The organism is Flavihumibacter petaseus NBRC 106054 (assembly GCF_000974785.1).
GTDB classification, from domain to species: Bacteria; Bacteroidota; Bacteroidia; order Chitinophagales; family Chitinophagaceae; genus Flavihumibacter; species Flavihumibacter petaseus.
Genome location: NZ_BBWV01000001.1, coordinates 684,258 through 699,361, shown reverse-complemented (window position 1 = coordinate 699,361; position 15,104 = coordinate 684,258). Strand labels below are relative to the sequence as shown.

Annotated in this window: 8 protein-coding genes; 6 read left to right on the top strand and 2 right to left on the bottom strand. The window is 49.9% G+C overall.

Annotation, left to right across the window (positions count from 1 at the left end; all coding sequences use genetic code 11):
- Positions 1-52: 52 nt before the first annotated feature.
- Both FPE01S_RS02935 and FPE01S_RS02930 read left to right on the top strand, forming a co-directional pair.
- Complete coding sequence (locus tag FPE01S_RS02935) at positions 53-1,099, top strand: family 43 glycosylhydrolase (RefSeq protein ID WP_046367406.1); 1,047 nt, start codon at positions 53-55, stop codon at positions 1,097-1,099.
- A gap of 26 nt (positions 1,100-1,125) precedes the next feature.
- Positions 1,126-2,451 (top strand): vanadium-dependent haloperoxidase, encoded by a 1,326-nt coding sequence (locus tag FPE01S_RS02930; RefSeq protein WP_046367405.1) that lies wholly within the window; start codon positions 1,126-1,128, stop codon positions 2,449-2,451.
- 741 nt (positions 2,452-3,192) lie between these two features.
- Here the strand turns inward: FPE01S_RS02930 and FPE01S_RS25600 are convergent.
- Both FPE01S_RS25600 and FPE01S_RS02915 read right to left on the bottom strand, forming a co-directional pair.
- Positions 3,193-3,963: a response regulator transcription factor gene (locus FPE01S_RS25600; protein ID WP_046367403.1), complete on the bottom strand. Its 771-nt coding sequence runs from the start codon at positions 3,961-3,963 to the stop codon at positions 3,193-3,195.
- Positions 3,964-3,972: 9 nt separating this feature from the next.
- Positions 3,973-7,140 carry a ligand-binding sensor domain-containing protein gene (locus tag FPE01S_RS02915; RefSeq protein WP_052955465.1) on the bottom strand — a complete coding sequence of 1,056 codons (3,168 nt, stop codon included), beginning with the start codon at positions 7,138-7,140 and terminating at the stop codon, positions 3,973-3,975.
- Positions 7,141-7,283: 143 nt separating this feature from the next.
- Between FPE01S_RS02915 and FPE01S_RS02910 the strand changes: the two genes are divergently transcribed.
- The 4 genes from FPE01S_RS02910 (at position 7,284) to FPE01S_RS02895 (ending at position 15,101) form a co-directional block, all read left to right on the top strand.
- On the top strand, positions 7,284-10,505 hold the full coding sequence (locus tag FPE01S_RS02910; protein WP_046367402.1) for a SusC/RagA family TonB-linked outer membrane protein: 3,222 nt from the start codon (positions 7,284-7,286) through the stop codon (positions 10,503-10,505).
- A 20-nt stretch (positions 10,506-10,525) separates the two neighbouring features.
- A complete protein-coding gene (locus tag FPE01S_RS02905) occupies positions 10,526-12,391 on the top strand; it encodes a RagB/SusD family nutrient uptake outer membrane protein (protein ID WP_046367401.1) in 1,866 nt (621 codons plus the stop codon).
- 21 nt (positions 12,392-12,412) lie between these two features.
- Positions 12,413-13,147 (top strand): DUF3823 domain-containing protein, encoded by a 735-nt coding sequence (locus tag FPE01S_RS02900; protein ID WP_046367400.1) that lies wholly within the window; start codon positions 12,413-12,415, stop codon positions 13,145-13,147.
- A 100-nt stretch (positions 13,148-13,247) separates the two neighbouring features.
- Positions 13,248-15,101, top strand: coding sequence for a glycoside hydrolase family 2 protein (locus FPE01S_RS02895; RefSeq protein ID WP_052955464.1), 1,854 nt, complete (start codon positions 13,248-13,250; stop codon positions 15,099-15,101).
- Positions 15,102-15,104 lie beyond the last annotated feature (3 nt).

Genomic DNA, 15,104 nt, shown 5'->3' with positions numbered 1-15,104 from the left:
CATGAATTTGTATAGCTTGACCACCGAATCACTGCACCATTTAACCATAAGGATGACGACTGTTTACCGCTTCACCCGCCAACTGCTTGCTGCCGGACTTTTTTGCCTGATCTTCCAGGCAGTTGCTGCACAAAATCCTGCTGAGCAGCCATCCGGTCTCCGTATTGCCCCCGCTCCACTTTACCGCGATCCCATATATGACGGAGCCGCTGATCCGACTGTAGTCTATCATCCGGAGAAAAAGGAATGGTGGATGTTTTACACACAGCGCCGCGCCAACCAGATGAGCGCCAACGTGGGCTTTTGTTATGGTACTGGTATTGGCATTGCCGTTTCTGCCGACCATGGCAAGACCTGGGTTTACAAAGGCAACCCCGTGCTGGAATTTGAAGAAGGTGTCAACACTTTCTGGGCTCCCGATATCATTCTTGACAAGGGAGTTTATCACATGTTCGTCGCCTATATCCGTGGTGTGCGCAACGACTGGGGCGGCAAGGCAGTGATTACGCACTATACAAGTAAGGATCTCTGGCACTGGCAACACGAGGGCCCGCTGAAACTTTCTTCTGATAATGTGATTGATCCAACTTTTCTGAAACTCGCCGATGGAAAATGGCATATCTGGTACAAGGATGATACGCGTAATGCAGTCACCATGACCGGCGAAAGCGGTGATCTGAAAAACTGGAAGCTGGTGGACACGCCAGCGATCGGCGGCAAACCACATGAAGGCCCGAAAGCCTTCCGGTTCAAGGGCAATTACTGGATGATCACCGATGAGTGGGCCGGACAGCGGGTTTATCGTTCCGATGACGCGCTCCGCTGGGAACGCCAGGGCATGGTGCTGGACAAGAACGGTGTGCGGCGCGAAGATTCACCTACCGGTGCGCATGCTGATGTGGTGGTGGTAGGAGAGAAGGCCTATATCTTTTATTTTACCCATCCCGGCCGGAAAGTGCATTTTGAAGGAGAACTTGACAAAGACGGAACATATTCCTATTCCAATAAACGGACATCCATCCAGGTAGCTGAACTGGTCTATAAAGACGGCACACTCGTGGCTGTACGCGATGAGCCATTTGATTTCTACCTGCCCTGATGATGAAGTTATAAATTTGTGTTACGATGAAACTGCTTGTTGTGTGCTGCTCGTTTCTCCTGGCCTTTGCGGTTCAGGGATTTGCTCATCATTATGGCGACTGGACGGAGATGGCGGATGATCCGCGGCATATCCACCGGGCAGTAAAGAAGATGACTGATATCATCGTGCACGATATTTATTCACCGCCTGTCGCCAGCCGCACCTACGCTTATATCTCCGTTGCCGGGTACGAAGCCGGCCGCTTCACGGATAAACGTTACCGCTCCTTCGCGGGACAACTTCATGGCCTGGAAAAACTTCCGGAGCCGGAGCCGGGGAAAGCCTATCATTTTCCTATGGCGGCTGTGCATGCCATCCTGATGGTAGGCAAAAGCATGGTGATTTCTGAAGACAGTGTAAAAGCCTACGACGAGCAGATCCTGAAAAGTTTTGCAGCTGCGGGAATGCCTGATGAAACGTGGAAGAATTCAAAGGCCTTTGGTGAGGCCATTGCTGCGGCAATACTTAAATGGGCTTCAAAAGACAATTACCAGTATACACGTTCACTTCCCAAATACAATGTGTCAGATGACAGCAGCACCTGGAAACCTACGGCACCCGGATACATGAAGGCAGTTGAGCCGCATTGGGGACTGATGCGCACTTTTGTGATCGATTCTGCCAAACAGTTTGCGCCGCCGGAGATCCTTCCGTTTTCTTCACAGAAAGGCAGCCCATTTTACAACATGGCGCTGGAGGTGTATGAAACCAGCAAAAAATTAAATGACGAGCAGATCCTGATCGCCAATTTCTGGGATTGCAATCCTTTCAAATTGAACGTGAACGGACATGTGATGTATGCGACAAAAAAGATCTCGCCCGGTGGCCACTGGGTGAATATAGCGGCGATGGCCTGTCAGCAAAGCAGGGCAGATGTGATGAAAAGTCTTGACACCTATGCACAACTCTGTATCACGCTTGCCGATGCGTTCATTGTTTGCTGGATGGAGAAATACCGCAGCAATGTGGTTCGACCGGAAACCTACATCAGCACCTATATCGACGGCGACTGGATGCCTATCCTGCAAACGCCGCCTTTCCCGGAATATACCAGCGGTCACAGCGTGGTATCCGCTGCTTCAGCGGTAGTGTTGACGCGGCAGTTCGGGGAAAATTTCGGCTATACAGATTCAACAGAAGTGGAGTTTGGTATTCCCGCGAGAAAATTCAGGTCTTTTCAGCAGGCTGCTGAAGAGGCTGCGATCAGCAGGATGTATGGAGGGATTCACTATACACCTGCAATTAAATTCGGACTGGCAGAAGGCAAGAAGATGGCGGAGTTGATCTGCATCAGGATCAAAACGCGTTGATGACTGGTATGTGGTTTTGAGAAATGGATCAATGTATTAGGTTCCGTTTGCTATCCGGATATCAAAATCGTTAAGCCAGGACGCGACGAGGAATCAATCTGGCAAAGGTCCCGAAGCAGCCACGAATCAATTGGGCATAGTGGCCGAAGCGACCGGGATCGATGGCAAAGGTCCGAAACGGCCAGGAAGGCCCGGAAGCAATGATAAAGCTGACATGACGCTGGGAAGAGTATAGGAACAACGGCAGAGGAACGGCAAATGAACGGCAGACGGGGGAATATGAGGGATCACGTGGTAACTTTCGCGCAAGGTAGACTCCCCGGTCTGATCATGTTCCAACAACCCTGCGATGAAGCAATAGTTCACCACAAGTACCTGGAAGTCATCCATTTATATTCCCATTTGAATTCGCTCACCATTATCTGCCGAAATCTGAACAGTGTGACTTCTGAAGTGTATGATGCTCACAGTAATGGGCTTATGCCGCTGGATAATGGGCTCATTAAGTGAAATAATGGGCTCATCCGTCCAGTAATGGGCTCATAGCCGGCTCAACCCACGTCATTTTCGAGCGCTTCACTTTTCAAATAGAAAGAACTGCTGCCTGTACATTTGATCAAATCAGGTGCCAAAATCAACCAAACCAACGGGGGCTGCAACAAATAATTTGCTCGTCCAATCGCGGGACGCAACTGCTAAACAACTAAACAATTAAACTTTTAAACTACTGATCACCTTCCTCTACACCCTTTCCTTCAGCTTCGCCTGCATATAGTCCGTGGGCGTCATATTGAATTGTTTCAGAAAGTTACGAGCGAAATTGCTTTGTGAACTGAAGCCGACCATGTGCGAGATCTCGTAGATCTTATGATCGCCTTCGGCAAGCAGCACAGCAGCTTTTTTGAGGCGGGTGATATTGATCAGTTCCAGTGGTGTCAGATCTGAAACGGCCTTGATCTTGCGATAGAGTGTAATGCGGCTCATGGTCATGATCTTCGCCAGCTTTTCCACATCGAGGTCGGTGTCCTCAATGTTTTTGCAGATGGTCTCATTCAGTTGTTCGAGAAATTTTTCATCAGCACGCGAGTGGGCAATGCTTTTGATGTGCACGAGCGGTGAACTGGCAAAGTATTGCCGGATCATGTTGCGGTTGTTCAGCAGGCTGGCCATCTGTGCAAGCAGGTGTTCCCTGGAGAAGGGTTTTTCAATATAGGCATCAGCGCCCAGTTCGAGGCCTTCTATCTTGGCCTGTAACGTGTTTTTGGCCGTCAGCAGGATCACCGGGATATGGGAATATTCCACATTCGATTTGATGTTGCGGCAAAGTTCAAAGCCATCCATTTCCGGCATCATGACATCGCTGATCACCAGCTGAACAGCTTCTTCCGAAAGGATTTTCAAAGCGGCTTTGCCATCGGCGGCTTTCAGAACACTGTACTTGGTGCGCAGGGTGCGCTCCAGGAATTCCAGTATTTCCGGTTCATCGTCAACGAGAAGGATTAATGGCAGCATAACGTAATTTTAATTGGTTTGGTAGGATGTATTCCTGGCAATAGAAGGTTTATCAGCAGCGTTTTGATGCAGGGGAAGCTGCAATACAAAACAGTTCATAGGTTCAGTCAGATCATGCAGCAGGAACAGTCTTCCGCCGTGCAGTTCTGCCAACGAGCGGGCAAGTGAAAGACCGATCCCGGTTCCTTTCTGCCGGCTGTTTTCCCTGAGGCGGAAAAAGGGTTCGAAAATCCGCTCAGCCATGTCTTCAGGAATAAGGTGACCGTCATTGAGGATCTCAATCTGCAACACGAAATCTAATTCACCGGGCGGTAACAACCGCACCTTCACTTTCTCGGCAGCGTACTTGGTGGCATTGCTGAGCAGGTTACTGAAGATCTTGTTCAGTGCTTCTTCATCGGCGAGCGCAAACACATCATTGGGAGGTAGTTCCAGTTTATATTCCAGTTCTCTTTTCTTGGCCAGTGCCTGGAAATTCAGAAAGGCATCTTCCAGTATGGTTGAAATATTCTCGCGGGCAAATTCAAGACGGAATCCTTTTGATTCAGTTTTCCGGAAGTCGAGGATCTGGGTGACCAGTGTTACCAGGCGGTTGGTGTTCCTGTCCATCATCAGCAGGTCTTCGCGGATATCCGGGTAGATGTCAAGGTAGTCTTTCAGGTTGTCGATGGGGCCCTTGATAAGGGTCAGCGGTGTTTTGATCTCGTGCGCAACATTGGTAAAGAAATCGATCTTGGCTTCATAGATCTCTTTTTCTTTCCTGATCTGCGTACGGCGGTGATAGCTCTGGATAATATAATAAATGATGCTGACGGCAATCGCTACATACAGCATCCTTGCCCAGATCGTATCCCACCAGGGCGGCAGCACTTCCACTTTCAGTACCCGCTCATTTTTCACCCATTGTCCGCTTACGGCGGCTTTGAGCCGGAAGCTGTAATTGCCGGGTGCGAGGTTGGTAAAATAGGCCTTACGATTGGCTTTAAGATAGGTCCAGTCCTGGTCCAGTCCATCCATTTTATAGCTATACTCGGTGAGCTCCGGAGAGGTGAAACTCAATGCGGCGAAATCCAGGCTGAAGGAAGAACGGTTATACGGCAGCGTTATCTTGTCGGTATACAGGATAGATGCTTTGAGATAACTGCTGTCTCTGCTGATAGCCACTTCCTTGTTCTGCACCTGCAGACCGGTGATGAAAAGATTTGGCTGGTAGGTATTCCGGAAGAAGCCGGAAGGGTTGAAACGGATCATGCCCTTGATGCTTCCGAAATACATATTGCCGTCACTTTGCAGGTATCCCGAGCTGTAGTTGAACTGGTCGTTGAGCAGGCCATTTTCCTTGGTATACACCCGCATCGTGTTGTTGTCGGGATTCATGTTCACCAGGCCGCGGGAGGTGCTGATCCAGAACTGCCCGGTTTTATCTTCCAGAATTTTGAAGGTGTAATTGCTTGGCATGCCGTTACTGGTGGTATACGATGTGAACTGTTTCCTGGAGGCATCCAGTTTACAGAGGCCACCGCCATCCGTCGCTATCCACAGCTGGTGCTTTCCGTCTTCGTAGAGGGCGTTGATGATGTTGCTGGAAAGGGTGTTGGGGTTGTCTTTTGCATGTTTATAAACAGTAGTGATGCGATTGACAGGATCGTATGCATACAAGCCGTCATTGTGTGACCCGATCCAGATAATACCCTGGTGATCTTCCAGCAGGGTAGCCATAAATCCATATTCCGGTGCGCCGGGCGGACGGCTGAAATTATCGATGGCAGGTACATACCAGAACACACCGTTGCTGGTGGCTACATAGATGTTGTTTGAACTGCTTTTAAGGAAGCTGAGACCGAAATTGCTTTTAAGTGTATTGGGTCCGGTACCCGCTGCATAATGCCGGAACACTTTTCCTGTCCGTATATCCATCCGGTCGATACCATGTTCAAACGTGCCGATCCAGAGGTCGTTGCCGTCCGGCATCAGTCCGTGGATATTGCTGTAAGAGATACTGCCGGGTTCGCCATTGGGACTGTACTTGGTGATCCTGCCGGTTGCGGGATCCAGCTTGTTCAGTCCGAAATCTTCCGTGCCGATCCAGATCGCGTGATTTTTGTCTTCACAGATTTCACGCACTGCACTGCCGCTGATGGAAGCGGCGGAATTGTCCGGGAAATATTTTTCAAAGAAGGTGAAGGGTTTTGGATGATAGTTCACGCCGCCGAAGAAAGTGCCTGCCCAGATGCCGCCTTCGCGGTCTTTACAAAGTGTATAAACAGCATTGTCAGATAGGGAATAGGGGTCAAGAAATTTCTTCTTCAGGTTGGTAAGCTGATTGGTAGTGGTATTGAGGATGAAGATGCCGCTTTCAGTTGCGAACCAGTATTCGTCAGCAGCATTCCGCATAATGTCCCGCACATAGATGGTTGTCATGTCGGCGTTGCGTGAAAAGACATCATCATAATTTCCGGTGCGCAGGTTCAGTCTTTTCAGTCCCTGGTTGGATGTGCCGACCAGGGCTAGTGTATCATTCACGGCAGTTACGCGGTGTACCCAAACCGAAACAGAAGGCGCAGACCTGTTGAACATGTTGTAAGCACGGTGCGTGGAGGTGCCGGGAGTGAAACGGTATACTTCACCAAAGATGGAACTGGCCAGCAGGTCACCCGAAGGCATCAGCGAAAGCGAGGTGGTTGGCGGAAACTGCTCCCCTTCAAATCCGATACAAGTCTTTTGCCTGGGATTGTAGCAGTGGAGACTGAAAATGGAAACGAACCAGATGCGGCCCTGCTGATCAACCTGGATGGCATTTACATCACGAAGTGAATCTACGACAGGTTTGAGGATCTCTTCTTTTTCATCGTAAAGGAACAGGCCGAGTGAACTGCCTACCCAGAGGTTACCGGTTTTGGCATCATTGAAAATGCTGAGTACAAATTCTGCGTGTGCATTTTCAGGAGCGATGGTGGCGTGCCGGATTTTTTTAAACCGGTAGCCATCGAAGCGGTTGAGTCCTTCTTTTGTACCGAACCAAATAAATCCGTTGTTGGATTGTGTGCTGCAGAATACTGTGTTATTGGTAAGGCCGTTTTCGGTTTGATAGTGGCGGAAATAGTAGGGCTGCGCGAAACCGTTTGCAACAGTAAGGCAGCAGGTAATGGCGAGCAGTAACCGAAAGTATCCTCTCAAATGTAACAATTTGAAAAAAGTTTGATACGTAGCGAATCAGCCTTGTGATAAATATGGAGTTCCTTCACATGGTGATTTAAAAGTAGCATTTTTTAAATCATGTAAACGATTACATCCATTTTTAACCAACAATTGATTGCTGTATGAAATCCCCATCCAGGTATTTTCTGCGCAGGATGGCGTGGACTACGCCAGCTTATCTTCGGCAAAAGAAGATACTTACTTTTCTCACCTTTCTCCTCTTCTTAGGCGGCTCACTAATGGCTCAGGATGCGGCCAAAGTGACCGTTACCGGTATTCTTCGTGACAGTGTTGGGGCGCCGCTTCCACAGGTTACGGTAACCGAGAAGGGGACTTCCAATGCGACCAGTACGGGCAACGACGGGCGGTTCACTTTACAAGTAGCCGGCGAGCGTTCTGTATTGGTTTTCACGTCAGTAGGTTATGCTGCAAGTGAAAGTCGTGTGGGCAACCGCCGCAATTTTGATGTATCGATGAATGTTGCCAACAGTGGCCTCGGTGAGGTAGTAGTGATCGGATATGGAACAAAGAGCAAACAATCGATCACAGCAGCCGTAAGTACGGTAACCTCGAAAGATCTTGAACGTGTGCATGGTGGTGCAACCGTGAGTGCAACACTGGCGGGTAAGTTACCTGGTGTAACCTTCCGGATGCCTGATGGCCGTCCCGGTTCCAGTGCCAATATCCAGATCAGGAACATGGGAACTCCCTTATATGTAATCGATGGCATTCAGCAGGATGCCGGCCAGTTCAACAACCTTGCACCCAACGATATTGAAAGCATCACCATTCTGAAAGATGGGGCCGCCGCCATTTATGGTGTACGTGCCGCCAACGGTGTAGTGGTGGTTACCACCAAGCGTGGTGCTATCGGACGCAATACCGTGAATTTTGATGGTTATGCCGGTATTCAGAACTGGACCCGCTTCCCGGATGTGTTGCGGAATTCCTATGATTACATGTATTACCGTGCAGATGCTGAACTGAACTGGTTCAATTCTACCAATATCACCCCGCAGGAACTGGAAAAATACAAGCAGGGCGAGGCAGCCGGTCCGCAGTACCGCAGTTTCGACTGGAGAGATTATGTGATGCAGAAAAATGCCACACAGAACAGTGTGAACGTGAACATCAACGGTGGTAATGATAAAGTAAACTATTATGTATCTGCGACTAACCTGTATCAGAATTCTGTACTGGGTCGTGAATACAAGTTCAACCGCTCCAATATCCAGGCGAACGTAACGGCAAAAGTTGCGAACGGACTTCGTGTGGGCGCAAACATCAACGGCCGTATCGAAACCCGCCAGAACCCGGGTGTACCGGGTGGTGACGACTATTTCCTGTCGCGACTTGCCATTCTCCGCAATACCCCGCGGGAAAGGCCTTATGCCAATGACAATCCCGCCTACCTGAATGATATGGGCGAACACCTGGAATCAAACTACGCGTTCCTGAATGAAACCATTTCCGGTAAACTACGTTCCGACTGGCGCGTACTGCAAACGAATTTCAATGTGGAATGGCAGGTTCCGGGCGTAAGAGGCCTGACCCTTCGTGGTGTATATTCCTACTATATTGCAGACCTGTTGTCGAACAACCAGGAATATACCTATGACGCCTATACCTACATTCCTGCAACCGATACTACTGCAGAAGAATACAAAAGAACCGGTGGTGCCACCAACCCCTGGCGCGACCGTGAGCAGATCAAACAGATCAATACCAATGCTCAGGGCCAGGTGAACTACCAGCGTGCTTTCGGTGAGCACAATATCGGTGCTACGTTTGTAGCAGAGAGGATTCACAACAAGCGCACGCGCAACTGGATCCACGCTTCTCCTATCTCCAACAACCTGCCCCTGATTTACTTCCCCACGATGGACCAGTACCAGGATGAGCAGTCTGAAGAAGCGCGTATTGGTTATATCGGTCGTGTAACCTATGGTTATGCCAACCGCTATTTCCTGGAAGCCTCTGTGCGTCGGGATGCGAGTTATCTGTTCCAGCCCGGCAGCCAGGTGGGTTATTTTCCCGGAGTGTCTGCAGGCTGGCGCATTACAGAGGAGCCTTTCATGAAGCGTCTCCTGAAAGGATCTGATGTACTCACAGACCTGAAGATCCGTGGGTCCTATGGAGAACTCGGTGACGACCGCAACATCAATGGCGACGGGCCGATCGTAGCGCCCTATGCCTATATGGAAGGTTACAATTACAACCAGGGTACCGCCATCATCAATGGCAACGCGGTTACGGTTTCCCGCGACAAAGGTGTTCCCATCACCCGAATCACCTGGATGACCAGCAAGATCACTGACATCGGAATCGACTTCGGTATGTTCCGCGGCAGGCTGATCGGATCAGTGGATTGGTTTAACCGCAAGCGGGAGGGCCTGCTCGGCACCAAGAACGATGTGCTGGTTCCGGTGGAAATCGGTTATGCATTGCCTCCTGAAAACATCAACAGTGACGCGAGCCAGGGCTTTGAATTCTCCCTGAACTGGACAGACCGCGTTGGTGACTGGACCTATAATGTTGGTGGTAACGTCTCTTACGCCAGGCAGAAATGGCTGGATACCTACAACCCGATCTTTAACAACTCCTGGGACCAGTATCGCAATGATATCCGTGATCGTTATGTTGGTATTGACTGGGGTTATGAAGTACAGGGACAGTTCCAGTCTTTTGAAGAGATCAACAACTATCCGGTCAACATTGATGGCCAGGGCAACAGAACCATGCTACCAGGTGACCTGATCTACAAGGATCAGAATGGTGACCTTAAAATTGACCAGTATGATCAGCGTCCTGTCGGCTATGGTTATGGCCGTCAGCCAATGGTGAACTTCGGTTTCTCTCTTGGCCTCGCCTGGAAGAACTTCGATTTCCATGCTGACTTCTCCGGTGGTTCCGGTTACACCTGGTTCCAGAGCTGGGAAGGCCGCTGGGCATTCCAGAACAACGGTAACCTGAATACCATCTTTACCGACCGCTGGCACAGAGAAGATATTTATGATCCGAACAGTGCATGGGTGGGTGGAAAATATCCTGCCAACCGGTACAACGCCGGCTTCAACCACAGCAACTACGGGCCACAGTCTGATTACTGGCTGCACAATGTGGCTTACCTGAGGGCGCGTACACTGGAACTGGGTTACAGCATTCCTGCAAAGATCCTGAGCAAGGCTAAAATGCAGCGTGCACGCTTCTATCTGAATGCCTACAACATGTTCTCTATCGACAACATGAAACAGTATGGCATCGATCCTGAAGTTGTGGATGACAACGGATTACAATTCCCACAGAACAAAGTGTTGAACATTGGTTGTAACCTGACTTTCTAACTTCATTGACAAGCACAATTATGAAAAAGATTCTATCATTATCCATACTTTCTCTTGCCGTCGCTTTCAGTGGCTGTAAGAAAGACAGTGAATTTCTGGATATTCCACCGATCTCGATTATTCCTACTGAAACAGCATTTTCTGATCCGGCGCTCGTGATCTCCGTACTGGGTGATCTGTACAACCGGATGGTGGATTTCAGCAGCCTCGACAATGGCTGGCAGAGCTTTGCCGATTTCAGCGAGACTTTCCCTTCTGAAAACGGATCGTACTGGATCGTAAAGAATACCGGCTGGGGTTATGGCAACTGGGGCCTGTACGATTATGGTTATGTACGCGACCTCAACCTCTTCATGCAGCGTATTGAAGCTTCTGACAAACTGAAAGCAGAAGACAAAAAGCGCTTCGCTGCGGAAGGACGTTTTCTGAGAGCAAGCTTCTATTTTGAAATGGTGAAAAGGATGGGTGGTGTACCTCTGATCCTGGAGCCATTGCAGTATGACTATAAAGGAGATCCAACTTACCTGCAACGCCCCCGCGCGAAGGAATCGGAGATCTATGACTTTGTGATTGCAGAAGCGGAAGCCATCAAGAATGACCTCCCTACGAGCCTGGAAGATAAATCAAGGGCCACCAAGGCAGCAGCACTGGCCATGGAATCAAGGGCCGCGCTGTATGCAGCTTCTATCGCCAAATATGGCGCCACCACGCCTTCTGTAAGTCTTCCTGGCGGTGAAGTAGGCATTCCTGCTTCCATGGCCGATGCTTATTACCAGAAGTCACTGGAGGCTTCCATGCAGATCATCAATGGAGAAGCCGGACCGCTGTCACTCTACAAGAGTCTGCCGGTCCTGTCTGAAAACTTTGCTGCGATCTTCCTGGACAAAAGTTCTACCAACACAGAGTCCATCTTTATTGAAGACTTCAAGGCTTTCGCCGGAAAGACACACGGATACACCACGAACGACCAGCCCTACTCCATCTCTGATGAAGGCGGTGATGCCGGTCGTCTGAATCCATCCCTCAACCTGGTGAGCAACTTTGAAATGCTGGATGGTACGTTCGCTCCTATCCCCGCTACCGATGGCAGTGGTAAGGCGATTGCCTACGAAAACCAGGAAGACATTTTTGCCGGCCGCGATGCGCGGCTTGCCGGTACTGTTCTTCTTCCCAATGGTTTGTTCAAGGGAAAGCGTGTTGACATCCAGGCAGGAAATATTACGGCTGCCGGTCAGATAATTCTTGGAGAAGGAGATCTCGCAGAAAAATTCATCGGACTGGACGGACCGGTAAACGGACGGGAATTCCGCACACAGACCGGCTTCTATGTCCGCAAGTGGCTTGATCCAACCATTGGTTCCGGTCGCCGTGGCCGTGGCAGTGATGTAGCATTTATCCGTTACCGTTATGCTGAAATTCTGCTGAATGCAGCGGAGGCAAACTTTGAACTGGGTCAGGCTGATCTGGCCGCAGATTTCATGAACCAGGTGAGAAGCCGTGCAGGCATTACGGTGCCGCTCACCGGTGCTGATGTTACCTTCGACAGGATTGTTCACGAGCGCCGTGTTGAACTGGCTTTTGAAGGTCATATACTGTTTGACTACAAACGCTGGAGGATTGCACACAAGATCTGGGTAGGCGAACCAACCGGAATTGTTGAAATTAAAACCAACCTCGGTAAGGCACTTCAGCGCAGTACGCAACCCTGGGGATTGTGGCCTTATCAGCTGGCTGATGGCCCTGATGCCGGCAAATGGATTTACAAGGAAGTATTGCCGTCTAACGTTACCGGAACAAACCGGTTCCTGCTGGGTAACTACTATTCTCAAATCCCGGATAACGTAATTTCCGCCAACCCAAGAATCATCCGTCAGCCCAACCAATAATTCATTTCAAAATTGTTTATCATGAAAACATCATTTCGATATATCGTGGCGCTGTCGATGCTGGCCTCCATTGCATCCTGTAAAAAGGATAACTATGATTCACCTTCCTCCCAGTTGTCCGGCCGGATCGTATATCAGGGGGAAGCGCTGGGTTTTGAAAACTACCAGGTACCCTTTGAGCTGTATCAGCCCGGCTATGGCGGATCGGCGCCGATCCGTTCCAGCTTTGGCCAGGACGGCAGCCTGAATGCGCTGTTGTTTGATGGTGAATACAAGCTGGTTGTGCCCAATGGTCAGGGACCTTTCGTGTGGCCCAAAACCAATGGCAATCCCGATACGATAGCCATCTCCATGAAAGGAGGAAAGGCAATAGATCTGGAGGTGACACCCTACTACATGATCCGTCATCAGGCAATCACCGTATCCGGCACCGATATCGTTGCTGACTTTGGTGTAGAGCAGATCATCACCGGTGTTGACGGCAGGAATATTGGTGAAGTAGCCCTTTTTGTGAACAAAACACAGTTTGTTTCCAATGCGGGCGACAGCAAGATCATCCGGAAAATCGACAATGTAGATGTAGTATCTGAGCAAAAGCTTCCTGGTGGTGCGATCACTGATCCCAATGCTATTCACCTCGTAGTACCGATCCCGGAACTTGAAGTTCACCAGAACTATCTTTTCGGACGCATTGGTGTGCGGATCGACGGGGTGGAAGATTGGTTGTATGGTCCCGTGATCAAGGTTACTTACTAAACCGTTGCCATTACGGTAACTTTTGATAGCCTTAAGGCCATTCAGCCATGCGGCTGAATGGCCTTCTTTATTTTTACATATTACTATTTTAATCATCACCATGTTGAAAAGAAAGATTGCCTTCGCATCGTTGTCGATGTTGTTGTGCACCGGGTTGCTGGCGCAGGACAATTGGAAGCCTGCAGGAAATAAGATCAGGACACCCTGGGCAGAGAAAGTTGATCCCAAAAATCCATTGCCCGAGTATCCCCGCCCCCAGATGGTCAGGAATGCCTGGATGAACCTGAACGGCCTCTGGTCTTACAGCATCCTGCCCCAGGCAGTTGCTGCTCCCTCAGCACATCAGGGAAATATCCTCGTGCCGTTTGCAGTAGAATCCTCGCTGAGTGGTGTTGGAAAAACTGTTGGCAAAGACAGCGTACTCTGGTATGAAAGAAGTTTCACCCTGCCTGCAACCTTCAAAAAAAGTAAAGTGCTGCTGCAGTTCGGTGCGGTAGACTGGCGTTGTGAAGTGCTGGTGAATGATCAGCCTGTCGGCAAACACGAAGGCGGCTATGACCCCTTCAGCTTCGACATTACTGCAGCCCTGAAAGGTAAGGGCGCTCAGAAGATCGTCGTGAAAGTATGGGACCCTTCCAGCGATGGCCCGCAGCCACGCGGCAAACAGGTGAACAATCCCGAAGGCATCTGGTATACACCCGTCACCGGCATCTGGCAGACAGTATGGCTGGAAGCGGTTCCCACTACCTATATTGCCGGCTTCAAACAAACTCCCGATATTGATAAAGGAGTACTCCAGGTAGCAACCGAACTCGAAAACATTCAGCCTGGTGACGAAGTAGTGGTATCTGCCTGGAAAGGGCAGGAAAAAGTTGCCGAGCAGCGCCAGACCGGTGCCGGTTCAGTAAGCCTTTCCGTACCCAATGCCAGGCTCTGGTCTCCCAATGATCCGTTCCTGTATGATCTGAAGATCAGCCTGCTGCGCAAAGGCAAAAAAGTAGATGAGATCAGCAGCTACTTCGCCATGCGCAAGATCTCTATGGGCACCGATAAAAAAGGTATCCAGCGGATGTTGCTGAACAACGAATTCGTGTTCCAGTACGGTCCGCTTGACCAGGGCTGGTGGCCCGATGGCTTGTACACAGCGCCAACTGACGAAGCATTGAAATTTGATGTGATCCAGACGCGTGACATGGGTTTCAACATGATCCGCAAACACGTGAAGGTGGAACCAGCGCGCTGGTATACTTACTGTGACCAGGCGGGTATGCTGGTGTGGCAGGATATGCCAAGCGGCGACCTCGGTAACCGCTGGGAAAATCGTCCGGGTATCTATGGCCGTGCCACCGATAAAGACCGTACTGCAGCTTCTGAAGCCTCCTTCCGTGAAGAGTGGAAAGAGATCATGAAAGACCTGTACAACTTCCCGGGTATCGTGGTTTGGGTTCCGTTCAATGAGGCATGGGGCCAATTCAAAACCAAAGAGATCGTGGAGTGGACTATGGCGAATGATCCCTCACGCCTCGTGAATACTGCCAGCGGAGGTAACTTCGAGCCTGTCGGCCATATTATCGACCTGCATAATTATCCCGAACCACTGATGCCGGATCCCGCCTTGTTTGGAAAGGATCGTGTACTGGTGCTCGGGGAGTTTGGCGGTCTCGGCCTTCCCCTCGAAGGACATACCTGGCAGGATAAGAACAACTGGGGTTACAGGAGTTTCAAAAACAGCGATGACTTGTATAAGCAATATGCAGAGTTCGTTAACCGGTTTCCGAAACTGATCGAGCATGGATTGTCTGCCGCAGTGTATACCCAGACCACGGATGTGGAAGTGGAGACCAACGGTATCATGACCTACGACCGTAAGGTAATGAAGATGCCGGTCGCAGAATTGAAAACATTGCACGATAAAGTCATCAAATCCGACGCAGTAAAAACAGCGTTAAAATAAAGT